The organism is Brevundimonas sp., from assembly GCF_965279155.1.
Taxonomy (GTDB): Bacteria; Pseudomonadota; Alphaproteobacteria; order Caulobacterales; family Caulobacteraceae; genus Brevundimonas.
This window is the reverse complement of sequence record NZ_OZ257138.1, coordinates 557684-582170: the sequence shown is the minus strand read 5'-3', so window position 1 is coordinate 582170 and position 24487 is coordinate 557684. Positions and strand designations below refer to the sequence as shown.

The window sequence follows — 24487 nt, the reverse complement described above, 5'->3', positions numbered from 1 at the left end:
TGTTGAAGTATCGGCCTTCTGGCCTGCCTGTCAGGCCGGAGTCTTGGCTTCGGGCTTGTCCGTCTTGGCGGGCTTCTCGGGGGCTTCCAGCATGGCGGCGCCGGGGGTGTCGCGCTTGGCCTGGTTGCAGCGGCCCTGGAACCAGGCGCCCTGGTCGATGGACAGCTGCTCCTGGGTGATGTCGCCCTCGACGCGGGCGGTGGCGTAGAGCTTGACCTGTTTGGCGACGATGGCGCCCGTGATGCGGCCGCGCACGTCCAGCACATCGGCGTGAACGGTGCCTTCAACCGCGCCGCCTTCGCCGATGACGACGCGGGCTACGCGGACGTCGCCCTTCAGATTGCCTTCGACCTGAAGCTCGCCGGCGCCGGAGATGTTGCCCTCGTATTTCACGCCGGCCGCGAGGGTGGACAGGTTGCTGGACCGGGTCGCCGGGCGGGCCGGTTCAGGCGCGCGGGCGGCGGGCGTCGCCGCCGGCAGGTTGGAGGTCGGCGACGGGGCCGGTTCTGGCGCGGGCGGAATGCCCAGTCCCTGTGATCCGGTGTCGTAGGATTTGCTCTTGGTGAACATGGTGCGCTCCGCATCTGCCAGCCAAGGCCGGCCAAGCCCCTAGTAGCCCTGAAGGTCACTAGGCCGTGGGCGAGGCCCCAAGGTCAAGCACGGCTTCCGAACCGTGGTCGTCGATCACAAAACCTTCACCGCCTCAAGCACGGCGGCGGCGTGGTCGGCGACCTTCACATTGCGCCAGGCGCGGGCGATGCGGCCCTCGGCGTCGATCAGGAAGGTGGCGCGCTCGATGCCCATATATTCGCGGCCGTACAACTTCTTCTGCACCCAGACGCCCCAAGCCTCGCAGGCCGCGCCGTCCTCGTCCGAGGCCAGGACGACGGCGAGGTCATATTTGGCCTTGAACTTGTCGTGCTTCTTCACCGTGTCCTTGGACACGCCGATGACTGGGACGTTCAGTGCGGCGAAGTCGGGCGCGAGGGCGGAGAAGTCCTGGGCCTCGCGGGTGCAGCCGGTCGTGTCGTCCTTGGGGTAGAAATAGACGACGGCGGGCTTGCCCTTGAGGGCGGCGAGGGAGACCTGGCCGCCGTTGTCGGTCGGCAGGTCGAGGGCGGGGGCGGGATCGTTGACTTCGGGCATTTTTGAACTCCGCTCATCCCGGCGAAAGCCGGGACCCAGTTCTGTCGTGAGGCAGTGCGTTGGACCGCCCTTGGTGAAACTTAATTACGGCTGATCGCCCAAAGGGCTGGGTCCCGGCTTTCGCCGGGATGAGCGGGCTTTAAGTTGGTCGAACGAGTTTGGATACCTTCTTGCCCTTTTGGATCAGGAAGGCCCCGTGCTGCGGATCAACCTGAGACTTATCGAACATCTCAGAGCCGTTCACGACGACACGATTTATTCTGATCTCGCCATTCTGGATGGATCGCTTGGCGTCCTTGATCGACGATATGCCCGCTGCCTTCACAAGCGCTTCAGGCGATCGTTGCGTGAAACCTTCTTCTCCAGCCCAATCGAAGTCGAAGGCCTCAAGAACGACCTTCTCGCCACGTTCAAATTCCGCTTCCGAACGCGAGCGGGCCTTGGCGGCTTCGTCTGCGCCGTGCAGCAGGGTGGTCGCCGCGTCGGCGAGGGCCTTCTTGGCGTCGTTGATGGCGGCGCCTTCCAGCGCCTCGTATTCGGCGATCTCGTCAAGCGACAGGTCGGTGAACAGGCGCATGAAGCGGCCGACGTCGGCGTCCTCGGCGTTGCGCCAGAACTGCCAGTAGTCGTAGGGGCTCAGCTGTTCGGCGTTCAGCCAGATCGCGCCCTGGGCCGTCTTGCCCATCTTGCCGCCCGAGGCCGTGGTCAGCAGGGGGGTGGTCAGGCCGAAAGCGGCCTTCTGATCCACGCGACGCACCAGATCGACGCCCGAGGTGATGTTGCCCCACTGGTCCGATCCGCCCATCTGAAGCGTGACCCTGTGGCTGCGGTTCAGCTCCAGGAAGTCCACCGATTGCATCAGCATGTAGTTGAATTCGAGGAAGGTCATCGGCTGCTCGCGCTCAAGGCGCAGCTTGACCGAGTCGAAGCTCAGCATGCGGTTGATGGTGAAATGAGTGCCGAAGTCGCGCAGGAACTGGATGTAGCCGTAGGTCGACAGCCAGTCGTCGTTGTTGACCATGACCGCGTCGGTCGGGCCGTCGCCGAAGGTCAGAAATTTGGCGAAGACCGTCTTGATCGTATCGATGTTCGACTGGATGGTTTCCTCGGTCAGCTGGGGGCGCGACGTGTCCTTGCCGGTCGGGTCGCCGACCTTGGTGGTGCCGCCGCCCATCAGGACGATGGGCTTGCCGCCAGCCTGCTGGAGCCGGCGCAGCATCATGATCTGGATCAGGCTGCCGACATGCAGAGACGGCGCCGTGGCGTCGAAGCCGATGTAGCCCGGCACCACGCCCGTGGCGGCCGCCTCGTCGAGTTCGACGGGGTGGGTGATCTGATGGATGTAACCGCGCGCCTGGAGCGTGCGCAGGAAGTCGGACTTGTATGCGTGTTCGGTCATGGCGGAGGCTCCGTTAGCAGGGATGCCGACGGTCGTCTTCCCCTTCTAGGCTGGCGGTTGGGGGGAGGCGATTCAGACGGTGAGGCGAAAAAACAGCGTCTGAATAGTGCAATTCGTCTGAAATCGGTCGGGGGCGAAATTGCACTGCACCCGAAAAAACAGTGCAAAGTGCAATAAAGTGCAACTGGGCGGTCCTCTGCGAAAGGGGGCGGCCGACATTATACACCAGCCGGGAACGGCGATGGGTAGAGCCTCGTATTTCAGTACCGTCCGCTGATTTCATTGGCGAATATTCAGCGAGGTATGCGGATTGGCGCCGGTTTGAGGACTGAAGCTACTTCAGACCGTCCTGCGCCAGGGTGTGGGCGACCAAGGCGTTGGCGTGGCCGTGGCCCAGACCATGCGTGTCCTTGAGCACGCCGACCAACTCCATGTGCCGGGCGGGATAGGCGTCGCGAACGACCTGCTGCCAATGCGAGATCGGCTGGCCGTATTTTTTCTCGATGGACGGGAAATAGGACGCCGGGCCTTTGACGGTGTCGTCGGTCATGAGGTCTTCCTGATCGCAGCCTTAGAAATAGGGTTCGTCGGTGAGCCGCTGCGAGATCCACCAGATCGTGCCAGCCGGATCGCGGACGCCGGACTGTCGGTCGCCGTAGGGCATGTCGGATGGCTCCATGATCAGGTCTGCCCCCGCCTGGACTGCGCGGTCGGTGGCGGCGTCGGCGTCGTCGACATAGAGGTAGAGGGCGGCGCGGCTGGGCGGAAAGGCGTCCGAGGCCTCGCTGATCATCAAGGTCGTGCCGGAAAGCTGGACCTGGGCGTTGGCGATGCGGCCGGCCGGTGTCAGGCTGCGGCCGACTTCAGCGGCGCCGAAGGCGTTCTGGAGGAAGCGGATGTAGTCGCCCGCGCCGGCGACGAACAGATAGGGGGCGACCCCCGCAAAGCCCTTCGGAATTCGCATCTCGATCTCCTTTGCCGGCGACATCCTATCGCGAGGGCGCGCAAATGTCCCGGTGGGCGATCAGGCGGGCGTTGACCGGCGCCCGGCGTGCGATACGAAGGCGGGATGCGTCTGCCCCTGATCCCGCACCCGATTTCGCCCCACGCCGGGCTGACGCTGGAGGTCGAGGCGCGGCGGGCGGGTCGGGTGCTGAGCCTGGAATATGTGCTGGCCGGGCCGGTCGAACGGGTGCTTTGGCCGCAGGCTGCGGCGCGGGTGCAGACGGACGGCCTGTGGCAGGCGACCTGTTTCGAGGCGTTCGTGCGGACGGCGGACGGCTATGTCGAATATAATCTGTCACCGTCGGGGGCCTGGGCGGCCTATCGGTTCGACGGCTATCGCGCGGGGATGCGGGGGCTGGAAATGCCCGCGCCTTTCATCGTCACGCGGACGGCGCCGGGGCAGTTCGTGCTGACGGCGGACGTGACCCTGCCGGAGGATGCGGTCGCGGCTACGGGGTTGGCGGCTGTGATCGAGGGGTTCGATGGGTCGATCGCCTATTGGGCGCTGGGGCATCCTTCGGATAAGCCGGACTTTCATCATCCCGACTCGTTCGCGCTGGACCTGCCATGAATTTCGGCCTCGACCGCCTTTTGTCCGACGACGCCCTGCGGGCGCAGTTGAAGGGGCGGCGCGTGGCGTTGCTGGCCCACCCGGCGTCGGTGACCAAGGACCTGACCCATGCGGTGGATGCGCTGGCCGCCTGTCCCGAGATCACGCTGAGCGCCGCCTTCGGGCCGCAGCACGGGATGAAGGGGGATTTGCAGGACAATATGATGGAGAGCCCGGATTATTCCGATCCGGTGCATGGGTTCCCGGTGTTCAGCCTGTACGGCGAGGTGCGCCGCCCGACGGACGCCTCGATGGAGACGTTCGACGTCATCCTGGTCGATTTGCAGGATCTGGGATGCCGCATCTACACCTTCATCACGACCCTGCTCTATGTGCTGGAGGCGGCGGCGAAACACGGCAAGGCGGTGTGGGTGCTGGATCGGCCTAATCCGGCGGGGCGGCCGGTCGAGGGGCAGACGCTGCTGGCCGGCTGGGAGAGCTTTGTCGGGGCTGGCCCGATGCCGATGCGGCACGGGATGACGCTGGGCGAACTGGGGCATTGGTTCATCGCCCACCATGACTTGGACGTCGAATACAAGGTCGTGGAGATGCAGGGCTGGGCGCCGGAGCAGGGGCCGGGGTTCGGCTGGCCGCTGGGCGAACGGGCCTGGATCAACCCCAGCCCCAATGCGCCGAACCTGTCGATGGCGCGGGCCTATGCCGGCACGGTGATGCTGGAGGGGACGACCCTGTCGGAGGGGCGCGGCACGACGCGTCCGCTGGAGCTGTTCGGGGCGCCCGACATCGACGCGCGGGCGGTGATCGCCGAGATGCGGGCGCTGGCCCCGGACTGGCTAGGCGGCTGCGTGCTGCGCGACATGTGGTTCGAGCCGACCTTCCACAAGCATGTCGGGAAACTATGCAGCGGGGTGCAGATCCATGTCGATCACCCCGGCTATGACCATGCCGCCTTCAAGCCGTGGCGGGTGCAGGCCCTGGGGTTCAAAGCGATCCGGCGGCTGTATCCCGACTACGACCTGTGGCGCGATTTCCGGTACGAGTATGCGTTCGGGAAGCTGCCGATCGACGTGATCAACGGCGGGCCGGGGCTGCGCGAATGGGTGGACGATGCGGGTGCGACGCCGGTCGATCTGGACGCGGCGACGACGCCGGACGAGGCGGCGTGGGACGAGACCCGACGGCCGTTCTTGCTCTATTGAGATCTATAACCAAAATCTATTGTGCATCTGCAAATAAGTGATTGGGCTTATTTGTTGCGGTGCGGTAGGGAGAGCGCCTCCCAACCACCCTGCACTGGATTTTCCGCATGGCCCTGATCAACACGACCATCAAACCCTTCACGGCCGAGGCCTACAAGAACGGCAAGTTCCTGACGGTCACGGACGCCGATGTGGCGGGCAAGTGGGCGATCTTCTTCTTCTATCCGGCCGACTTCACCTTCGTGTGCCCGACCGAGCTGGAAGACCTGGCCGATCACTATGACGCGTTCCAGAAGCTGGGCGTCGAGATCTATTCGGTGTCGACCGACACCCACTTCTCGCACAAGGCCTGGCACGACTCGTCGCCGGCCATCGGCAAGATAAACTACACCATGCTGGGCGACCCCTCGGGCCAGGTGACCAACAACTTCGACGCCATGCGTCCGGGCGTGGGCCTGGCCGACCGTTCGACCTTCCTGGTCGACCCGGACGGCGTGATCCAGTTCACCGAGACCACCTCGGAAGGCATCGGCCGCAACGCCGCCGAACTGCTGCGCAAGGTCAAGGCCGCCCAGTATGTGCGCTCGCACCCGGGTGAAGTCTGCCCGGCCAAGTGGGAAGAAGGCGAAGCCACTCTGGCCCCGTCGCTCGACCTCGTCGGCAAGATCTAAGACTGACGCCTATCGGGCGCCTACCGGGTCCGGCCTTCGGGTCGGACCCACCCGGCCGGAAGGCCGGACACTATCGCGCGGGCCTCGCCGGGATCGGCTGGAAGGCGGCGCGCCACCCTGACATTCGAGGACTGCCCATGCTGGACGCCAATCTGAAATCTCAGCTTGAGGGCTACCTCAAGAACATCGTCCATCCGGTCGAACTGGTCGCCTCGCTGGGCGCCGGGCCCAAGTCGATCGAGCTGAAGACCCTGCTGGAGGAGATCGTCTCGGTCTCGCACGGCAAGGTCGAGATGGGGCGCGACTATGACGACGAGCGCCAGCCCAGCTTCCTGATCCGCCGCAAGGGGACGGACATCGGCGTCCGGTTCGCGGGCATTCCGCTGGGCCACGAGTTCACCTCTCTGGTGCTGGCCCTGCTGCACGTCGGCGGCCACCCGTCCAAGGCGGCGCAGGAACTGATCCAGCAGATCAAGGACCTGGACGGCGACTATGTGTTCGAGACCTATTTCTCGCTATCGTGCCAGAACTGCCCCGACGTGGTGCAGGCCCTGAACCTGATGAGCGTCATCAACCCCCGCATCAAACACGTCGCCATCGAGGGCGGCCTGTTCAAGGACGAGGTGGACGAGCGCAAGATCATGGCCGTGCCGACGGTCTTCCTGAACGGCGAACTGTTCGGCCAGGGCCGGATGGAGCTGGAGCAGATCGTCGCCAAGATCGACAGCGGCGCCGACGCCCGCGCGGCCGAGAAGATCAGGACCAAGGACCCGTTCGACGTCCTGGTCATCGGCGGCGGTCCCGCCGGGGCGGCGGCCGCCATCTATACGGCGCGCAAGGGCATCCGCACCGGTATCGCGGCCGAGCGATTCGGCGGCCAGGTGCTGGACACGATGTCGATCGAGAACTTCATTTCTGTGCCGCATACCGAGGGACCGAAACTGGCCGCCCATCTGGAACAGCATGTCCGCGAATACGAGGTGGACCTGATGAACCTGCAGAAGGCCGTCAAGCTGGCGCCGTCCAGGGTTCCGGGCGGGTTGCATGAGGTGGTGCTGGAGAATGGCGCGTCGCTGAAGTCGCGCACCGTCATCCTGTCGACCGGCGCGCGCTGGCGCCAGATGAACGTGCCGGGCGAGGAGCAGTACAAGAACAAGGGCGTGGCCTATTGCCCGCACTGCGACGGGCCGCTGTTCAAGGGCAAGCGGGTCGCAGTGATCGGCGGCGGAAACTCGGGCGTCGAGGCGGCCATCGACCTGGCGGGCATCGTGGCCCATGTGACCCTGATCGAGTTCGACAGCGAACTGCGGGCCGATGCGGTGCTGCAGAGGAAGCTGGCGACCCTGCCGAACGTGCGGATCGTCACCTCGGCCCTGACGACCCAGGTCCACGGCGACGGCGAGAAGGTGACGGGCCTGTCCTACAAGGACCGCAACTCCGACGCCCATCACGACGTCGATCTGGAAGGCATCTTCGTCCAGATCGGTCTGGTGCCGAACACCGAGTGGCTGCGCGGCGCGGTCGGCCTGACCCAGCGCGGCGAGATCGAGGTGGATCATCGCGGCGAGACCTCGCAGCCGGGCATCTTCGCGGCCGGCGACGTGACCACCGTGCCCTACAAGCAGATCGTCGTGGCGATGGGCGAGGGCTCCAAGGCGGGGCTGGCGGCCTTCGACTACATGATCCGCACGGTCCCGGCGGAAGAGGTTGTCGAGGCGGCGTAAGCTATTTGGGCCGTGCGAAGGCGCTTCGCACGGCCCGCACAATCTCGACCAGGATCGCCCAGGCCAAGGTGACGACAAAATAGACCCAGCGCACCGCGAGCACGATCAGCAGCGGAACCGCCCAAAGCACGGCCCAGACGTGATAGGGCCAGTCGGAATGGGTGACGGCGCGCAGGGCCAGCGCGACCGCGAACATCGGCAGGGTCAGCAGCAGATAGTTCCACAGCGTGATCCCGCGCTTGCGCCAGGGCAGGATGCGACCGGTCTTTCCTGTCGTCATGGATGGTCGTCAGCGGGCGCGGAGGGCCGCGGCGAAGCGGTCGTCGATCGCCTGTTCGCCCTGCGCCAGATCGGTGATCACACCGGGATGAGATTCGGCGAACTGGCGGCACAACTGTTTGGCGTCGGACGCCAGCCGCTTGGCATGAAACGGGAGTTCGTCGGCGGGCAGGTCCGCAATCGGCTCCGAGAACGGCAGGTTCGCCTGCTCCAGATCGACGCCGGCCTGAATGACGTGGATGATCGCGTCCTGACCCCAGCCTGCCCCGGCGGCCTGTCGGGCGAAACGGTTTGCGGCGTCCTCGGCGATCAGTTCGTCGACGGGATAGCCAAGCCGTCTGCACACGGCTGTCCGCTCACCCAGACGGCCCACGGTTTCGCCTCCGGTGACCAGTTCGGATTTGGAAAGGGTCTGGATGAGGAGGGCGGCGAGGATTGCAGAAACCATGGGATCGGGCCGCTCCTTCGAGGAATTATCCGTCGTGACAATGTTCGCCTGAGCGAACGGTTCAGAAACGCCGCGCGACGCCGACGCCGAACTCTACATCCGGGCTGTCGTCGTTCAGGCCGAAATCGAGGCCGAAGTCGAGCTGGGTGTCGGGGAGGGACGGGGGCGACCAGATGGCGGCCAGGTCGAAGGTCGATTGGGTGGTCGCCTCGACGGGGTCGTCGTCGCGGCTGATCCAAAGCTCGGCCCCCAGATCCCATTGGCCGAAACCGCGCCCGACGCCGGCGACCATCGTATAGGCGGCGTGGCGGCCGTCGCCGTCTGCGTCCGAGACCCAATCGACTTCTGGCGACAGGCTGAGGCTCCACTCGTCGCTCAGGGGGATGGAGACGGGCAGGATGATCCCGCCCTCGAACCCGTCGGCGCGAACGGCGCGGGCGCCGGTCGGAGCGGTGACGAAGCCCGAAATGGCGACCGACAGGCCGGAACCATCAGGGTTCTTCAGCGAATGACGCAGGCCGATACTGAGGTCGCCGACGCCCTCGGCCGTATCGCGGTCGCCGGTCACGCGGTCGGTGGTGCGTTCGCGGTTCCAGGTCGTGAGGCCCAGTTGAAGCTCGGTCAGGCCCGTCAGGCCGTAGCGGACGAACAGGTCGCCGGCGTCCCAGGTTTCGGTCCTGGTCGCGCCGTCTGTCTGGCGCGCGGCATAGAACAGGCCCAGCTCGACCTGCCAGCGGCCCTGGTCGAGGACGCAGGTCGGCGTGCCCTTGCCGGGGCGGTCGGCGCAGAAGTCGCGCGGGGTCGAAGACGCCTCCTGGGCCAGGACAGGCGCGGTGACGGCGAGGGTCGAGGCGATCAGAGCGGCGAACAGGATCGGGCGCATGGGGTGTCTCGGGATAGAATGTCGCCCGATCATGCCGCCGAGGCCTTAATCGCGGGTGTCAGTGCAGTTTCAACCGCCCGGAGACGCGGCGGTGCAGCAGGCGCGACAAGGCCAGAAGCACGGTGCGGCGCACGCCCAGGATCGCGCGGTGGTGATCCAGGTGCAGCGCCATATAGGCCCATTTGGCGATCAGGCCCTCGATCAGAAAGTTGGGACCGCCCAGTCCGCCCATCAGCGAGCCGACACCCTTGTCGCCGCCCAGGGACACCAGCGATCCCTTGTCGTGATAGACATAGGGACCGGGATCGCGCGACGGGTCCGACAGGGCCTTGGCCAGATAGGCCGCCTGTTGCGCCGCCGCCTGGGCGCGGGCCGGGACGGGGCGGCCCTCGGGGCCGGGCGCCTCGGCGCAGTCGCCCATGGCGTAGATGTCGGGGGCTGAGGTGCGCAGGTGATCGTCGACCACGAACTGGTTGATGCGGCCGGTGGTCAGGCCCAGGTCGCGGTTGATTTCCGCCGCTTTCACGCCCGCCGCCCAGACGATCAGGTCAGCGGGAACCTCGCCCTTGGAGGTGTCCAGGCGGTTGGCGTGGACGGCGTTGACCTTGGCGTTCGTCAGCAGGCGCACGCCCTTGGCCGCCAACGCCTTGGCCGCCTTGGCCGAGACGCGCTCAGGCAGGCCGCCCAGAATGCGCGGCGCGGCCTCGACGATGGAGACGGCGAGGTCGAAACGCTGGTCCGGCGACAGGCCGGCGGACAGTTCGTCGTGACCCTCGATCAGTTCGGTGGACAGTTCGACGCCGGTCGCGCCCGCGCCGACGATGGCGATGTTCAAGGTGCGTTCGTCGGAATAGGCGGCGGCGAGGAAGGCCGAGGTCAGACGCTTGTTGAAGCTTTCCGCATCGGCGACGTCTTCCAGCAGGTGGGCGTGCTCGGCCGCGCCCGGCGTGCCGAACAGGTTCGAGCCGCTGCCGATCGCCAGAACGAGAGTATTGAAGGACAGGGTGCGCGGGCCGACCAGAACGGCGCCGTCCTGATCTCGGATTTCGCCGAGGGTCAGGGTCTTGTTCGTCGGATCGAGGCCCGTCAGGTCGCCAAAGGCGAAGCTGAAATGATTGCGGCGCGCCAGCACCGGATAGGACAGGCCCTCCTGATGGCTGTCCAGCGACCCGGCCGCGACCTCGTGCAGGCTGGGCTTCCACAGGTGGAAGATCGAGCGGTCGATCAGCAGGACGCGACGACGCCCCTCGCGGGAGCCGAAGCGACGCCCCAGGCGGGCGGCGAGCTCAAGCCCGCCGGCGCCGCCGCCGATGATGACTATGTCGTGCTGCATCAGTTTTCCGTTACAAGAGAAGCACGGCGATACCCAGTTTTGCCGCTGCGCCCGCCATCTTCTTGTCCAGAGTGACGAGGGTTTGGTCGAAATCTGCTGCGATCGCCACATGCAGAGCGTCGCCGGAGCGCAGGCCTAACTCATGTTGGTCCGTATAGCGCATGGCCGACAGGAAATGCGCCTCCGTTATCGGGACACGCTGATAGCTGTTCGGTATGCGACGCACGAAGCGGACGGCGTTCTGTTTTTCGTCGGCGGTGACTGATCCGTGCCGCAGTCGAATTGACAGAGCGGAGATAGATTCGGTCAGCGTCCAGCTACTGAAGGTGATGTCGGCCCGCTGCCTTTCCCACCATTCCTGAACATTTGAAGTGCGCAATTCGCGGGTGACAGAGGCCACGACGACGGAGGCGTCCAGATAGAACATCAGTAGGGGGAGCCGTCACGCATGCGCCGCACCAGGTCGCCTGCGCCCTCTTCCTGAAGAGACATGGCGTCCGTCATCTGTCGCAGCGCGCTGAAGTCGAAAGGTTCGAGCGCCGGCTCAGGTGGCAGCAAGCGCGCCACGGTCTTGCCGCGACGCACGATTTCGATCTCCTCGCCCTGAGAGGCGCGGGTGACCAGTTCGCTAAGGTGCGCCTTGGCGTCCGCCAGATTGATCCGTTCCACGATCGGCTCCTGACCAGTTGGTTGGTCAGTTTAGCACGATCGCAGCGTGGCCTCTACGCCGGCTTTTCTTCCAGACGCTTGTCCAGATAGGCGCCGACGCGGCGGTCGACGGCGCTCATGTGGTCCTGCCAGAAGTGGCTCGCGCCTTCTTCCAGTTCGTAGTCGATGATGATGCCCTTTTGGGTGCGCAGCTTGTTGACCACGCGCTCGACCTCGACCGGCGGCACGACGGTGTCGGCCGTGCCGTGCAGGAACAGGCCGGACGCCGGGCAGGGGGCCAGGAAGCTGAAATCATACATGTTCGACGGGGGCGAGACCGAGATGAAGCCGTCCGTTTCCGGGCGGCGCATCAGAAGCTGCATGCCGATATAGGCGCCGAACTGATAACCGCCGACCCAGGTCTGGCTGGCGCCGGGATTGTTCGTCTGAAGCCAGTCGAGGGCCGTGGCGGCGTCGGCCAGTTCGCCGATGCCCGAATCGAACTCTCCCTGCGACTTGCCGACGCCGCGCGAATTGTAGCGCAGGGTGGCGAAGCCGCGCTGCTGGAACAGCTGGTGCAGGGTGACCGTCACCGGGTTGTTCATATGCCCGCCCGCCTTGGGGTGCGGGTGCAGGATCAGGGCGATCGGTGCGTTCGGGCGCTTGCCCGGGGAATAGCGGCCTTCGATGCGACCGGAGGCGCCGGGCAGGATGACTTCAGGCATAGGGGCTCTGGAATCCGTTCAACTGTCATTTCGCGAGTGCGTAATACTTGACCGCAGAGGTAGGACTTTCTAAGTCCCACGCAAGCGGGCCGCCTTCGCGAAGGCGCGGGTTCTAGCACAAGAGCCCCGAAAAGCGCGCAATTTTTGAAGGTGCGAAATGCGTCTGTCGACCAAGGGACGATACGCCGTAATGGCGATGGCCGATCTGGCCAAGAACGGACGCGGCGAGAGCGGTGAAATCCGTGCGGTTTCGCTGGCCGAGATCGCCGCGCGCCAGGAGATTTCGCTGAGCTATCTGGAGCAGTTGTTCGCCCGGCTGCGCAAGAGCGAGCTGGTCAAGAGCGTGCGCGGACCCGGCGGCGGCTATCGCCTGGCCAAGGGGGCGCACGAGACGGTGGTGGCCGAGATCGTGCTGGCAGTGGACGAGCCGATTCGCGCCACGCGGTGTGTGGCGCATGGGTCGCCCAAAGGCTGCATGCTGGCCGGCGAACGCTGCATCACCCACAATCTTTGGGAAGATCTGGGCGACGAGATCCATCGCTATCTGGCGGGCGTGTCGCTGGAGGATGTGGTGATGAACCGCACGGGTCAGCGTCGCCGCAATGTCGATCAGGCCGCTCAGGTCGGGGTGGCGGCATGAGCGGCATCTATCTGGACTACAACGCCTCGGGCCTGGTGCGGCCGGAAGTGCAGGACATCATGGCGCGCGCCCTGGCCGACAACGGCAATCCGTCGGCGGTCCATGCGGCCGGGCGGCGGGCGCGGGCGCGGGTGGAGACGGCGCGGGCTCAGGTCGGCGACCTGGTCGGCGCCGATCCTACGGCGGTGGTGTTCAACAGCGGTGGCACCGAGGCCAATGCACAGGGTATCGCCAGCGCGCTGGCGGCCGGGTGCGAGCGGCTGATCGTGTCGGCGACCGAACATCCGTGCGTGGCCGAGACGGCGGCGAATGCGGGTGCGCCGGTCGAGGTGCTGCCGGTCGAGGCGAACGGCGTGGTCGATCTGGAGTGGCTGGCGCAGGCGCTGAGCCGTCCGGGCCGGGCTGTGGTCGCCATCCATCATGCGAACAACGAAAGCGGCGTGATCCAGCCGGTGGTCGAGGCCGCCGCCCTGGTGCGCGCGGCGGGTGGTTGGCTGCATGTCGACGCCATCCAGTCGGCGGGCAAGATCCCGGTCGATATGCGAGTGCTGGACGCCGATAGCCTGACCCTGTCGGCGCACAAACTGGGCGGGCCGCAGGGCGTCGGGGCCTTGATCTTCAAGGAAGGCGTGTCGGGCGTTCGTATCCTGCACGGCGCCGGACAGGAGCGGGGTCTGCGGGCCGGGACCGAGAATGTGCCGGGCATCGCTGGCTTTGGCGTCTCTGCTGACAGCGCGGCGCGCGATCTGGAGGCGATTCAATCGCACGTCGGCTGGCGTGACGTCGCCGAGGCGAAGGTGAAGGCCGTTGGAGCGACCATCATCGGCGGCGCTGTGGCGCGTCTGCCCAACACCCTGTTCATGGCGGTCGAGGGCTGGGACAGCCCGCAACAGCTGATCACTCTGGATTTGGCCGGCGTCATGGTGTCGGCGGGGTCGGCCTGTTCGTCGGGCAAGGTGAAGCCGTCCAAGACCATCAGCGCCATGGGGCTGAATAGCCTGGCGACCGGGGGCGTGCGCGTGTCCGGCGGCTGGGGAACGATTGAAGGCGATTGGGTGCGGTTCGCCGACGCCTGGGTCGCCGCGTACAACAAGCATAAGACACGCGCCGCAGAGCGCGTGAGAGAGGTCGCCTGATGGCCGCCGTCAAGGAAACCATCGACGCCGTCGCCGCACTGGAGAAGTACGAGCACGGCTTCACTTCGGACATCGAGACGGAATATGCGCCGCGCGGTCTGAGCGCCGAGATCGTGCGTTTCATCTCCGAGAAGAAGGGCGAGCCAGCATGGATGCTGGAATGGCGCCTCGCCGCCTATGAGCGCTGGCTGGCGATGGAAGAGCCGACCTGGGCGGCGGTGAAGTATGAGCCGGTCGATTACCAGTCGCTGTTCTACTATGCGGCGCCCAAGCAGAAGGAGGGGCCGAAGTCTCTGGACGAGGTCGATCCCGAGATTCTGGAAATCTACAAGAAGCTGGGCATACCGCTGAGTGAGCAGGCGGTGCTGGCGGGCGTCGAGGGCGCGCCGCGCTACGCCGTGGATGCGGTGTTCGACAGCGTGTCGGTGGTCACCACCTTCAAGGAGGAACTGGCCAAGATCGGCGTGATTTTCATGCCGATTTCCGAGGCCTTGCGCGAACATCCTGAGCTAGTGCGGCAATATCTGGGGTCGGTGGTGCCGGTCTCGGACAACTATTTCGCGGCGTTGAACAGCGCGGTCTTCTCGGACGGGTCGTTCGTCTACATTCCGCCGGGCGTGCGCTGCCCGATGGAGCTGTCGACCTATTTCCGCATCAATGCGAGCCAGACGGGCCAGTTCGAGCGGACGCTGATCATCGCCGACAAGGGCAGCTATTGCTCCTATCTGGAGGGCTGCACGGCGCCGATGCGCGACGAGAACCAGCTGCATGCGGCCGTGGTTGAGATCGTGGCTCTGGACGACGCGGAGGTGAAATATTCGACGGTCCAGAACTGGTATCCGGGCGACGCCGAGGGCAAGGGCGGCATCTACAACTTCGTCACCAAGCGCGCCGACTGCCGGGGTGATCGCTCCAAGGTCAGCTGGACCCAGGTCGAGACCGGTTCGGCCGTCACCTGGAAATATCCGTCCTGCATCCTGAAGGGCGAGGAAAGCTCGGGCGAGTTCTATTCCATCGCCATCACCAACGGACATCAGCAGGCCGACACCGGCACCAAGATGATCCACCTGGGCAAGAACACCAAGTCACGGATCATCGCCAAGGCGGTGTCGGCGGGGAAATCGGACTCGACCTATCGCGGCCTGGTTTCGGTGCATCCGAAGGCGACGGGGGTGCGCAACTTCACCCAGTGCGACAGCTTGCTGATCGGGAAAGAGTGTGGCTCTCACACCATCCCCTATATCGAGGCCCGCAACGGCTCGGCCCAGCTGGAGCACGAGGCGACGACGACGCGGTTGAGCGACGACCAGATGTTCTACGCCCAGCAACGCGGGCTTTCGCAGGAGGAGGCGGTGGCCCTGCTGGTCAACGGCTTCGTCCGCGACGTGATGCAGAAGCTGCCGATGGAATTCGCCGTCGAGGCGCAGAAACTGGTGGCGATCAGCCTTGAGGGGAGCGTGGGGTGAGCGAAATCATGGAAACGATTTCCGTCCCTCTGGAAGCCGATGCCGCCGATCGCCTCAAGCGAGCGGCTGCAGAAATCGGCATGCCTTTGGCCGAGTTCATCGCTTCGGCTGCTGAGCAGTTCGTGACCGATGTCGAGAACGCGAGCCCTGCGCTTTCGGCTGATCAAAAGGCGTCCATCGAGCGGGGTCTGCAGGACGTCGCAGCGGGGCGGATATTCAGCCACGATGACGTCTTCACCGAGCTTAAAGCTCGCTTCAAGCGGTGAGGCAGGTCCGATGGTCGAAAGAAGCGCGCGACGCGCAGCGGGACTGGCTGGATCATCTGGAAGGGATCGATCCGCGTTTGACCGACCGTGCATTGTCGGAAAGCGAAGCCTTGTCGTTACGCGCCGGTGCAGGCCCGTTTCGCTTTCGACCGTCGCGATGGCGCGGTCTGCGCGAAGCAAGCCTGGTCCGATGGCGCAAGATCATCGTGTTTCAAGTGCTCGGTGACGAAGTGCTTATCATCTCATTCTACGACGCCCGTCAGGATTTGACCGGCGTTCAACCTGTTCCCGAGTCCAACTGATGCTTTCCATTTCCAACCTCCACGTCTCCGTCGGCGACAAGCCGATCCTCAAGGGACTGACGCTCGACGTTCCCGCTGGCGAGGTGCACGCCATCATGGGGCCGAACGGGGCCGGGAAGTCGACGCTGGGTTATGCCCTGTCGGGACGGCCGGGCTATGAGGCGACCGAAGGCGCGGTCGAATGGGCGGGCGAGGATCTGCTGGCGCTGGACCCGGCTGAACGCGCGGCCAAGGGCGTTTTCCTGTCCTTCCAGTATCCGATCGAGATTCCCGGCGTGCCGGCCCTGACCTTCGTGCGGACGGCGCTGAACTCGCAGAAGCGTGCGCGGGGCGAGGAGGAGGTGGCGGCGCCCGCCTTCCTGAAGCTGGTCCGCGAGGCGTCCAAGGCGCTGAAGATGGACTTCGACATGCTGAAGCGGCCGCTGAACGTCGGCTTCTCCGGCGGCGAGAAGAAGCGGATGGAAATCCTGCAGATGGCCCTGCTGGAGCCGTCGCTGCTGATCCTCGACGAGACCGATTCCGGCCTGGACATCGACGCCCTTCGGATTGTGTCGGAGGGGGTGAATGCCCTGCGTCGTCCCGACCGGGCCATGCTGGTCATCACCCACTATCAGCGGCTGCTCGACTACATCAAACCGGACCGGGTCCATGTGCTGGCCGGCGGGCGGATCGTGGCCTCGGGCGGGCCGGAGTTGGCGCATCAGTTGGAGGCGGAAGGTTACGACAAGTATCTTCTGGAACCGGCATGAGCGCGGCCTTCGCCATTGATCTGATCGACGCCGAAACCTTTCCGTCGCGGCGGACGGAGGCTTGGAAATACAGCGACCTGAAGCGCTGGCTTCGCGCGGCGCCGGAACCTTCGGGCACGGCGGCGGTCGGGCCGCCGGGGCCGTTCTACGACCTGGGCGGAGAGGCTATCGTCTTCGCCAACGGGCGCGCCGTGGGCGTGACCGACTTCATCGCCTCGGGCGAGCAGACGCTGCGGCTGCGCTATATCTCCGACGCGGTCGGGACGGGCCACACGGCCGGGGCGCGGGTCTCGGCGCGGGCGGGCGCCAAGCTGCTGTTGCTGGAAACGCACGAGGGTGCGGGCTCGGCCTATGTGGCGCACAATACGCTGGAGCTGGATGTGGCGGCCGGCGCCGAGGTGACGCGCGTCGTCCTGGTCGAAGAGCCGGAGGACGCCATCTCCATCGCCGAGGCCCATGTGAAGGTCGAGGCGGGCGGCGTCTATCGCCAGACCATCGTCACGACCGGCGCCAAGTTGCAGCGGATCGAGACGCGCATCACCCATTATGCCCAAGGCGCCCAGGTTCAGGCGGACGGCCTGTATCTGCTGAACGGATCGCGTCACACCGACCTGACCAGCGTGGTGCGCCACGTCGAGCATGACGGCGCGACCAGCCAGTTGATCAAGGGCGTGGCCCGCGACACGGCGCGAGGCGTCTTCCAGGGCAAGATCGTGGTCGAGCGCGGCGCGGACGGCACCGATGCGCGGATGGGCCATCACGCCCTGATCGCCAGCGAGCGGGCCGAGATCGACGCCAAACCGGAACTAATCATCTATGCCGACGACGTGCAGTGCGCGCACGGCAATACGGTGGGGACGCTGGACGAGAGCGCCCTGTTCTACATGCAGCAGCGCGGCATTCCGGCCGAGGAAGCCCGCGCCCTGCTGACGCAAGCCTTCCTGATCGAGGTCATCGACCGGATCGAGCACGAGGGCGCGAGAGAGGTGGCGAGGGAATGGCTGACGGTTCGGTTGTGACCACTTTTGACCCCTATGTCGTGCGGTCGCAGTTCCCGATCCTGTCGCGACAGGTGAACGGCAAGCCGCTGGTCTATCTGGACAATGCGGCCTCGGCCCAGAAGCCGCGTGCGGTGATCGACGCCCTGGTCGCGACGATGGAGGGCGGTTACGCCAACGTCCACCGCGGCCTGCACACCCTGTCGAACGAAGCGACCGAGGCGTTCGAGAAGGCGCGCGAGATCGTCGCCCGCTTCCTGAACGCCGAGAGCGCCGAGCAGGTGGTCTGGACCAAGGGCGGCACCGAGGCGATCAACCTAGTGGCCAACGGTTTGGGCCTGTCGATCCAGCCGGGCGACGAGATCATCGTCTCGGAGATGGAGCATCATTCCAACATAGTGCCCTGGCATCTGCTGCGCGAACGGCGCGGCGCGGTGATCAAGTGGATCCCGGTGCTGGACGACGGGTCGCTGGACATGGCGGCCTATGCCGACCTGCTGGGGCCCAAGACGCGTATGGTCGCGGTCACCCATATGTCGAACGTGCTGGGGACCATCAATCCGGTGGCCGAGATCACGCGATTGGCCCACGCAGCGGGCGCCCAGGTGCTGATCGACGGGTGCCAGGGGGCGGTCCATGCGACGCCGGACGTTCAGGCCATCGGCTGCGACTTCTATGTCTTGACCGGGCACAAGCTGTTCGGACCAACCGGCATCGGCGCCCTGTACGGCAAGGCTGAGGCGCTGGAGGGCCTGCCGCCCTATCAGGGCGGGGGCGAGATGATCGAGACGGTCGAGCGGGACCGCGTCACCTACGCCAAGCCGCCGCACCGGTTCGAGGCGGGGACGCCGCCGATCCTGGAGGCCATCGGCCTGGGGGTGGCGCTGGAATGGCTGGCGCAATACGACCGGGCGGCGGTTCAGGCGCATGAGCATGCGCTGTACCAGCGAGCCGTGGATCGGTTGGACGGCGAGGGTTGGTTGCGGATTCTGGGCCAGGCAGAGGGCAAGGGTGCGATCCTGACCTTCGCCGTCGAGGGCGCGCATGCCCATGACGTGGCCCAGATCATGGATCGGTACGGCGTCGCCGTTCGGGCCGGGCTTCATTGCGCCGAGCCGCTGGCGAAAAGAATGGGCGTGACGTCGAGCACCCGCGCCTCCTTCGCCCTATATAACACCATGGAGGATGCCGACGCCTTCGTGGATGCGCTGATCAAGGCGCGGAACTTCTTCGTGTAAGCCGATGACAGATCAATCTATTCAAGACAGCGACGCCTTCAAGGACGCCTGGGACGAACCCCAGAAGAGCGCCCTGTCGCAGGCCGAGCTGGACACGCTGACCGAACAGCTGATCGAGGCGTTGAAGTCGGTCTATGACCCCGAAATCCCGGTCGACATCTATGAACTGGGCCTGATCTACCGGGTGGATGTCAACGACGACCGCGACGTGGTGGTGGACATGACCCTGACGGCGCCGGGCTGTCCGGTCGCCGGCGAAATGCCCGGCTGGGTCGAGACGGCGGTCGAGAAGGTCGAGGGCGTGCGCAGCGCCAAGGTCAATCTGGTGTTCGACCCGCCGTGGGACAGCTCCAAGATGAGCGACGAGGCCAAGCTGGCCCTGAATATGTTCTGATGGATATGTTCTGATGACCGATCTTCAAACCACATCCCGTCCCCGCCGCCCGCGACCCAAGGCCGTCACCCTGACGGACGCCGCCGCCGAGCGCGTGCGCGAGATTTTGGACAATGCCGAGAACGACCACATCGGTCTGAAGATCGGGATCAAGAACGGCGGCTGTGCGGGGCAGGAATACACCTTCGCCTATGCCGACAGCGTCGGGCCGCTGGACGAGGTGGTCGAGGACAAGGGCGTCACCATCCTTATCGAGCCCAAGGCCGTGCTGTTCCTGATCGGCACCGAGATCGACTACGAGACGACGCGTCTGGCGTCCAAGTTCGTGTTCAACAATCCGAACCAGACCGACGCCTGCGGGTGCGGAGAGAGCGTGACCATCGTTCCGGTCGCCGCCGGCTGAGATGGCTTACGACGCGGACTTTGGCGAATGGGTGCGGGAGCATTTCCATGCGCTCGGCCGGCTGGAGATCAAGCGAATGTTCGGCGGGGCGGGGGTCTATGCCGCCGGCGTCATGTTCGCCCTGTTGGATGACGGCGTGGTCTGGCTGAAGGGCGACGAGGCGTTGGGCGAAGCCTTCGTGGAGGCCGGCTCGCGTCAGTTCACCTATCCGACCAAGGACGGGCGGACGATGAGCATGGGATATTGGACCCTGCCAGAGACGGCGCTGGACGATCCCGACGAGGCGGTCGCCTGGGCGCGGCGGTCGCTGGAGGTGGCGGTGAAGAAGGCGCTGGGGAAGAAGCCCAAGTCCGCTACTTAATTGGCGCCTCCACCAGCACGGCCGGCGTGACCGGCTGACCCGTCGCCTGGGCGACCAGTTCGGCGGTGCGGGTTTCGATGACGGCTTCGAGGCGGGCCAGGAACTCGTCCTTGGGTAGGCCGACGGGGATGGGTTCGAGGAACTCCAGCGTCGCCGTGCCGGGGTGTTTTTCGTATTTCTCCTCGGGCCAGAAGACGCCGAGGTTGGTGGCCAGCGGTACGACTGGGACGTCGAAATCGCGGTACATGTGCCAGACACCCGAGCGGTATTTGAACTTCTGGCCGACGGGGGCAAGGTGGCCCTCGGGATAGATCAGGATCTTGCGGTTCTCGGCGCGGGCCTCGGCGGCGCGCATGGCCAGGGCCTTGCGGGCTTCATGGCCGCCGCAGCTGTTGACGACGATGGCGCCCAGCTTCTTCAGCACCCCGCCCAGCAGGGGAAACTTTTCCAGATGGTCGCCGGTGACGAAGGCGATGTCGTCGAACTGGTCGTAGGTGGCGAAGCCGTCGCCCCAGCTCTGATGTTTCGAGGCGATGATGAAGGCGCCTTCGGGCAGCCGGTCCTTGCCGCGCACGTCCAGTTTGATGCCGGCGAAGATCGCCATCGCCTGGACCATGCGCTTCACATAGCGGCGGATGACCCAGCTGGCGGGACCGCGACCGGGCGCGAGCGCCGCAAAGGCCGCCGTCAGCCCGTAGCCGATCGACAGGATCCAGTAGGCGATATTGAAGGCGAAGCTGCGCATCGGGCGACTATGGCAGAAAGCTTGGCCTTGTCAGGCTCTAAGCCGCTTTTTCCAGCGCGGTCGCGGCGGTGACGCAGTTTCGACCGGCGCGCTTGGATTCGTAGAGGGCGGCGTCGGCGCGCTCCAGCAGGCTGGCGGCGGTTTCACCCTTCTGCCGCTGGGCGAAGCCGGCGGATATGGTCACCGAGCCCAGGTCGTCGTTTGTCGAGCGGCGACGCAGGGCGCGCGAGGCCACGTCGGTGCGAATGCTTTCCAGCGCCGCCATGACGACGCCTGCGCCTTCGCCGGGGAAGATGATGGCGAACTCTTCGCCGCCGAACCGGGCCGCGAACCGGGTCTTGCCGCAGATGTTGGACAGGACGGTGGAGACATAGCGCAGCACCTGATCGCCGGTCTGGTGGCCCCAAGTGTCGTTGAACCGCTTGAAGTGATCGATGTCGAGGATGGCCAGGCTGAGCGGCGATCCGTCGTCCTCGGCGCAAGCGGCCTCCAGCCGTTCGTCGAAGGCCTTGCGGTTGGCCAGGTTGGTCAGGGCGTCCGTCATGGCGTCGCGGCGCACCTGTTCCAGGTTCTCGCGCAGGCGGATGACTTCCTTGTTGGATTTCTCCAGGCGTTTTTCCAGGATCGCGGTCTCGCGGCGCACGCGGTTGGTCGCGGTCGACAGGCCGCCGACCAAATCCTTCAGTGAGGACGGATCCTCGACGGTTTCCATGGAGTGGGAGGCGTCGGCGAGGGTGTGGCCATAGTCGGCCTGGGTCTTGTGGGCCATGGCGATGGCGCTGGCGACGCTGGCCAGTTCGCGGTCGAGCACAGCGCCGACGTCGCGGATCTGATCCGGCAGACGCCCACGCGGCAAGAACTCGGCGGCCAGCATCTCCGACGTCTTGTCGGTGATGACCGTGGACTGGGAGAGAAGGCGTCGGATTTCCTGGGCCAGGGCGCCGTCAGGATCGCTGAGATAGTGCAGCCAGAGTTCGAAGTTCAGCGGCGTCGGCCAGACGCCGGCCTTTTCCATTTCGGCGATGACATCACGCGCCAGGGCGTAGGCTTGTGGACCCCGGAGCGACGTCTCGACCTGTTTGGACATTCTTCTTCCCCTTTGGCTCCTGTTCTGGAGCCATCTCGGGGCGGACACTAAGGAGTGTTCCGTAATGCAGGGTAAACGGCGCGGGATTTCACCGCGCCGTTATGTGCGAATTCAGGCGCGAACGATGACCGGCCGACGCAGGAAGGCCGGGATGTCGTCACCGAAGCCGCGCACGCCCTGACGCTGTGGTTCGTCCTTGGCGGCCTTGCGGTCGCCGCGGCGGTCGGATTGCAACAGATGAGGCTCGCGGTCCGCGCGGTCGGGACGCTCTGCACGGTCGGGACGCGGGGCGCGGGGCGTTTCGACCACCTCGACGGCCTCGACGGTTTCGACCGCAACCGGGGCAGGAGCGGCCGCTTCGACGGCGGCTTCCGGGCGGGCCTTGCGACGGCTGCGGCTGCGGGGCGCTTCGGTTTCCTGAGCTGGAGCCTGAGCAGGCTGGGGTGCAGCGACGGCGGCGACTTCGCTTGGCTCGGCGGCGGGGGCATTGCTGCTGCGCGACCGGCTGCGGCTGCGTTCGCCAGTGCGTTCGCGCCCGCCGGAGCTTTTGTCGTCGCGGGCGGGGCCGTCCTTGATGGCGGCGAAGTCGATGCCGTCCAGAACCAGCTCCTGCGGGTCCATCTTGATCAGCTTCAGCACCTTATCCAGCGACTTGTCGTCGGCCGGGGTCACGATCATGAAGGCCTGACCAAGTTTGCCCGCACGGCCTGTGCGGCCGATGCGGTGGACGTAGTCGTCGGCGTGGTGCGAGACGTCGTAGTTGAAGACGTGGCTGACGTCAGGGATGTCCAGGCCGCGCGCGGCGACGTCGGAGGCCACCAGGATCTTCAGCGCGCCCGAGCGGAAGTCCGCCAGGGTCTTGGTGCGTTGCGACTGGTCCAGGTCGCCGTGGATCGGCGCGGCGTCGAAGCCGTGCTGCTTCAGCGACTTGGCGACGATGTCGACTTCGGACTTGCGATTGCAGAAGACGATGCCGTTCTTCACATCCTCACGGCCGACCAGGGCGCGCAGGGCGGTGCGCTTGGCCTTGGGGTCCGAGGTCGGGATGCGGACGACATACTGGGTGATGGTGTCGGCGGTCATCGCCGGACGCGAGGCCTCGATCCGGGTCGGATCCTTGAGGAAGGCGGTCGTCAGGCGCGTGATCTCGGGCGGCATGGTGGCCGAGAAGAACAGGGTCTGACGACGCGGCGGCGTCAGTTTGAAGATTTTCTCGATGTCGGGGATGAAGCCCATGTCGAGCATGCGGTCGGCCTCGTCCACGACCATGATCTCGACGCCGTTCAGCATCATCTTGCCGCGTTCGAACAGGTCCAGCAGGCGGCCCGGCGTGGCGATCAGGACATCGACGCCCTTGTTGAGCGCCGCCACTTGGTCGCCCATGGAGACGCCGCCGATCAGCAGCACCCAGGTGAGTTTGGTGCCCTTGGCATATTTGGCGAAGCTTTCGGCGACCTGGTCGGCCAGTTCGCGGGTCGGAGCCAGGACGATGGCGCGCGGCATCCGGGCGCGGGCGCGACCGGTGGACAGGCGATCGACCAGCGGCAGGGTGAAGGCGGCCGTCTTGCCGGTGCCGGTCTGGGCGATGCCTAGGACGTCGCGGCCGGCGAGGGCGACGGGGATCGCCTGTTCCTGAATGGGGGTGGCGGTCGTGTAGCCGGTGTCGGCAACGGCCTTAAGAGTCGTGGGCGAGAGGCCCAGTTGGGAAAATTCGGTCATGAATCCTTGGGAGAGAAAGCGTCTGCGTGCGTAACAGCAACGGAACCGCCCCTCTTTGGGCGAGCGGGCGGCGCGGATCGCAGACCTGTCCCGAGGCTGGGGGAGCATATAGAAGCCCCTGCGCCAAAGTCAAGTATTCCCGGTTTTCGCCTGGGTATGGCGGTGGCGCAAATGATGGGTGCGTAAACGAAAATCGCCGGACGGGCGAACCGTCCGGCGATCTGCAACGTCAGACGCGAGGTGCGATCAGCGCTTGCCGAAGATCATGTCGCCCAGCTTGGCGAAGAAGCCCTTTTCCTCGGGCTTGGCGGCGGCCGGAGCAACTGCGGGCTTGGGGGCCTCGACCGGCTTGGGCGCCGGAGCCGGAGCAGCGGCGACGGGCGTCGGAGCCGGCTTGGGCGCGGCGACCGGTTCTGCGGGCTTGGGTGCAGCGACAGCGGCGGCGGGTTTGGCGACCGGAGCGGCCTTGGGCGTTGCAGCCGGTTTTGCAGCGGCGGCTTTCGGAGCAGCAGCTTTCGGTGCGGCAACCTTGGGAGCAGCAGCCTTTGAAGCGGCGGTCTTCGCGGCGACCTTGGGCGCAGCTTTCGGAGCGGGGGCCTTGGCGGCGACCGGAGCCTTGGCGGCTGGGGCGGCCTTCGGCTTGGCGGCGGCCTTGGGAGCTACGGCCTTGGCAGCGGCTTTCGGTGCAGCGGCTTTCGGTACGACGGCCTTTGCGGCGGCAGGCTTGGGCGCCGCAGCGGGCTTGGCGGCTGCCTTGGGCTCAGCGGTTTTCGCGGCGGCGGGCTTCACGGCGCTCGACTTCGGCGCGGCTTTAGGCTTGGAAGCGGCGGTCGCCGGCTTTGGCGACGCTGGTTTAGACGTAGACGGTGACTTGGCCATGTATTCCCCGACCCCTCGGTTTGATAAAAACGCGGCGGCGACGGGCAGACAACGCCGGATCGCTACGATTCGC

Annotated in this window: 31 protein-coding genes; 15 read left to right on the top strand and 16 right to left on the bottom strand. The window is 65.8% G+C overall.

Going from position 1 to position 24487, the window contains the following annotated elements; translation table 11 throughout:
- Positions 1 to 30: 30 nt before the first annotated feature.
- From ACQY72_RS02900 to ACQY72_RS02880, 5 genes are all read right to left on the bottom strand, one after another.
- Positions 31 to 570, bottom strand: a complete 540-nt coding sequence (locus ACQY72_RS02900) for a bactofilin family protein (protein WP_428155632.1) — start codon at positions 568 to 570, stop codon at positions 31 to 33.
- Between the two features lie 114 nt (positions 571 to 684).
- The gene (locus ACQY72_RS02895) at positions 685 to 1146 is read right to left on the bottom strand and encodes a peroxiredoxin (RefSeq protein WP_428155630.1); all 462 of its coding nucleotides are present in this window, start codon (positions 1144 to 1146) and stop codon (positions 685 to 687) included.
- Positions 1147 to 1285: 139 nt separating this feature from the next.
- Entirely contained in the window at positions 1286 to 2545 is a 1260-nt protein-coding gene (tyrS, locus tag ACQY72_RS02890; RefSeq protein ID WP_428155628.1) for a tyrosine--tRNA ligase, read from the bottom strand.
- A 334-nt stretch (positions 2546 to 2879) separates the two neighbouring features.
- On the bottom strand, positions 2880 to 3095 hold the full coding sequence (locus ACQY72_RS02885) for a DUF4287 domain-containing protein (RefSeq protein WP_428155626.1): 216 nt from the start codon (positions 3093 to 3095) through the stop codon (positions 2880 to 2882).
- 21 nt (positions 3096 to 3116) lie between these two features.
- A complete protein-coding gene (locus ACQY72_RS02880) occupies positions 3117 to 3509 on the bottom strand; it encodes a VOC family protein (RefSeq protein WP_428155624.1) in 393 nt (130 codons plus the stop codon).
- Between the two features lie 105 nt (positions 3510 to 3614).
- On the opposite strand from ACQY72_RS02880, the gene ACQY72_RS02875 reads away from it, so the two are divergent.
- From ACQY72_RS02875 to ahpF, 4 genes are all read left to right on the top strand, one after another.
- Positions 3615 to 4121 carry a DOMON-like domain-containing protein gene (locus tag ACQY72_RS02875; protein WP_428155622.1) on the top strand — a complete coding sequence of 169 codons (507 nt, stop codon included), beginning with the start codon at positions 3615 to 3617 and terminating at the stop codon, positions 4119 to 4121.
- Positions 4118 to 5320 (top strand): exo-beta-N-acetylmuramidase NamZ family protein, encoded by a 1203-nt coding sequence (locus tag ACQY72_RS02870; RefSeq protein ID WP_428155620.1) that lies wholly within the window; start codon positions 4118 to 4120, stop codon positions 5318 to 5320. Before ACQY72_RS02875 ends, ACQY72_RS02870 begins: the two co-directional genes overlap by 4 nt.
- Positions 5321 to 5427: 107 nt before the next feature.
- Positions 5428 to 5991 (top strand): alkyl hydroperoxide reductase subunit C, encoded by a 564-nt coding sequence (ahpC, locus tag ACQY72_RS02865; protein ID WP_135195428.1) that lies wholly within the window; start codon positions 5428 to 5430, stop codon positions 5989 to 5991.
- 137 nt (positions 5992 to 6128) lie between these two features.
- Positions 6129 to 7715, top strand: coding sequence for an alkyl hydroperoxide reductase subunit F (gene ahpF / locus ACQY72_RS02860; RefSeq protein WP_428155618.1), 1587 nt, complete (start codon positions 6129 to 6131; stop codon positions 7713 to 7715).
- 1 nt (position 7716) lies between these two features.
- Here ahpF and ACQY72_RS02855 read toward each other — a convergent pair whose 3' ends face one another.
- The 7 genes from ACQY72_RS02855 to ACQY72_RS02825 form a co-directional block, all read right to left on the bottom strand.
- On the bottom strand, positions 7717 to 7995 hold the full coding sequence (locus ACQY72_RS02855; RefSeq protein ID WP_428155617.1) for a hypothetical protein: 279 nt from the start codon (positions 7993 to 7995) through the stop codon (positions 7717 to 7719).
- Positions 7996 to 8004: 9 nt separating this feature from the next.
- A complete protein-coding gene (locus tag ACQY72_RS02850; protein ID WP_428155615.1) occupies positions 8005 to 8442 on the bottom strand; it encodes a hypothetical protein in 438 nt (145 codons plus the stop codon).
- A gap of 61 nt (positions 8443 to 8503) precedes the next feature.
- On the bottom strand, positions 8504 to 9325 hold the full coding sequence (locus tag ACQY72_RS02845; protein WP_428155614.1) for a transporter: 822 nt from the start codon (positions 9323 to 9325) through the stop codon (positions 8504 to 8506).
- A 58-nt stretch (positions 9326 to 9383) separates the two neighbouring features.
- Positions 9384 to 10658, bottom strand: a complete 1275-nt coding sequence (locus tag ACQY72_RS02840; RefSeq protein ID WP_428155613.1) for an NAD(P)/FAD-dependent oxidoreductase — start codon at positions 10656 to 10658, stop codon at positions 9384 to 9386.
- Between the two features lie 10 nt (positions 10659 to 10668).
- Positions 10669 to 11085 (bottom strand): type II toxin-antitoxin system VapC family toxin, encoded by a 417-nt coding sequence (locus tag ACQY72_RS02835; protein ID WP_428155612.1) that lies wholly within the window; start codon positions 11083 to 11085, stop codon positions 10669 to 10671.
- Positions 11085 to 11327, bottom strand: coding sequence for a type II toxin-antitoxin system Phd/YefM family antitoxin (locus ACQY72_RS02830; RefSeq protein ID WP_428155610.1), 243 nt, complete (start codon positions 11325 to 11327; stop codon positions 11085 to 11087). Before ACQY72_RS02830 ends, ACQY72_RS02835 begins: the two co-directional genes overlap by 1 nt.
- Positions 11328 to 11380: 53 nt before the next feature.
- On the bottom strand, positions 11381 to 12031 hold the full coding sequence (locus ACQY72_RS02825; RefSeq protein WP_135195434.1) for an alpha/beta hydrolase: 651 nt from the start codon (positions 12029 to 12031) through the stop codon (positions 11381 to 11383).
- 157 nt (positions 12032 to 12188) lie between these two features.
- Here ACQY72_RS02825 and ACQY72_RS02820 point away from each other — a divergent pair, with 157 nt between their 5' ends.
- Genes ACQY72_RS02820 through ACQY72_RS02770 form a run of 11 tightly spaced genes read left to right on the top strand, consistent with a single transcriptional unit; the run spans position 12189 to position 19984 of the window.
- Positions 12189 to 12671 (top strand): Rrf2 family transcriptional regulator, encoded by a 483-nt coding sequence (locus ACQY72_RS02820; RefSeq protein ID WP_428155608.1) that lies wholly within the window; start codon positions 12189 to 12191, stop codon positions 12669 to 12671.
- Positions 12668 to 13807, top strand: a complete 1140-nt coding sequence (locus tag ACQY72_RS02815; RefSeq protein WP_428155606.1) for a cysteine desulfurase family protein — start codon at positions 12668 to 12670, stop codon at positions 13805 to 13807. Before ACQY72_RS02820 ends, ACQY72_RS02815 begins: the two co-directional genes overlap by 4 nt.
- Positions 13807 to 15273, top strand: coding sequence for a Fe-S cluster assembly protein SufB (sufB, locus tag ACQY72_RS02810; protein ID WP_428155605.1), 1467 nt, complete (start codon positions 13807 to 13809; stop codon positions 15271 to 15273). The genes ACQY72_RS02815 and sufB overlap by 1 nt, the downstream gene beginning before the upstream one ends.
- The gene (locus ACQY72_RS02805; protein WP_428155603.1) at positions 15270 to 15539 is read left to right on the top strand and encodes a hypothetical protein; all 270 of its coding nucleotides are present in this window, start codon (positions 15270 to 15272) and stop codon (positions 15537 to 15539) included. The genes sufB and ACQY72_RS02805 overlap by 4 nt, the downstream gene beginning before the upstream one ends.
- Entirely contained in the window at positions 15536 to 15841 is a 306-nt protein-coding gene (locus ACQY72_RS02800) for a hypothetical protein (protein WP_428155602.1), read from the top strand. Before ACQY72_RS02805 ends, ACQY72_RS02800 begins: the two co-directional genes overlap by 4 nt.
- Positions 15841 to 16590, top strand: coding sequence for a Fe-S cluster assembly ATPase SufC (sufC, locus tag ACQY72_RS02795; RefSeq protein WP_428155600.1), 750 nt, complete (start codon positions 15841 to 15843; stop codon positions 16588 to 16590). The genes ACQY72_RS02800 and sufC overlap by 1 nt, the downstream gene beginning before the upstream one ends.
- Positions 16587 to 17609, top strand: a complete 1023-nt coding sequence (gene sufD / locus ACQY72_RS02790; RefSeq protein WP_428155598.1) for a Fe-S cluster assembly protein SufD — start codon at positions 16587 to 16589, stop codon at positions 17607 to 17609. The genes sufC and sufD overlap by 4 nt, the downstream gene beginning before the upstream one ends.
- The gene (locus tag ACQY72_RS02785) at positions 17588 to 18826 is read left to right on the top strand and encodes an aminotransferase class V-fold PLP-dependent enzyme (protein ID WP_428155596.1); all 1239 of its coding nucleotides are present in this window, start codon (positions 17588 to 17590) and stop codon (positions 18824 to 18826) included. Before sufD ends, ACQY72_RS02785 begins: the two co-directional genes overlap by 22 nt.
- 4 nt (positions 18827 to 18830) lie before the next feature.
- On the top strand, positions 18831 to 19220 hold the full coding sequence (locus ACQY72_RS02780; RefSeq protein WP_428155594.1) for an SUF system Fe-S cluster assembly protein: 390 nt from the start codon (positions 18831 to 18833) through the stop codon (positions 19218 to 19220).
- A gap of 13 nt (positions 19221 to 19233) precedes the next feature.
- Positions 19234 to 19623, top strand: a complete 390-nt coding sequence (locus ACQY72_RS02775; RefSeq protein ID WP_428155593.1) for a HesB/IscA family protein — start codon at positions 19234 to 19236, stop codon at positions 19621 to 19623.
- Between the two features lies 1 nt (position 19624).
- Positions 19625 to 19984, top strand: coding sequence for a TfoX/Sxy family protein (locus ACQY72_RS02770; protein WP_428155591.1), 360 nt, complete (start codon positions 19625 to 19627; stop codon positions 19982 to 19984).
- Here the strand turns inward: ACQY72_RS02770 and ACQY72_RS02765 are convergent.
- From ACQY72_RS02765 to ACQY72_RS02750, 4 genes are all read right to left on the bottom strand, one after another.
- A complete protein-coding gene (locus ACQY72_RS02765) occupies positions 19977 to 20729 on the bottom strand; it encodes a lysophospholipid acyltransferase family protein (protein ID WP_428155590.1) in 753 nt (250 codons plus the stop codon). The genes ACQY72_RS02770 and ACQY72_RS02765 overlap by 8 nt on opposite strands.
- A 37-nt stretch (positions 20730 to 20766) precedes the next feature.
- Positions 20767 to 21816 (bottom strand): GGDEF domain-containing protein, encoded by a 1050-nt coding sequence (locus ACQY72_RS02760; RefSeq protein ID WP_428155588.1) that lies wholly within the window; start codon positions 21814 to 21816, stop codon positions 20767 to 20769.
- A 111-nt stretch (positions 21817 to 21927) separates the two neighbouring features.
- Positions 21928 to 23535 carry a DEAD/DEAH box helicase gene (locus tag ACQY72_RS02755; RefSeq protein WP_428155586.1) on the bottom strand — a complete coding sequence of 536 codons (1608 nt, stop codon included), beginning with the start codon at positions 23533 to 23535 and terminating at the stop codon, positions 21928 to 21930.
- A gap of 246 nt (positions 23536 to 23781) precedes the next feature.
- Positions 23782 to 24324: a hypothetical protein gene (locus ACQY72_RS02750; protein WP_428155585.1), complete on the bottom strand. Its 543-nt coding sequence runs from the start codon at positions 24322 to 24324 to the stop codon at positions 23782 to 23784.
- Between the last annotated feature and the right edge of the window lie 163 nt (positions 24325 to 24487).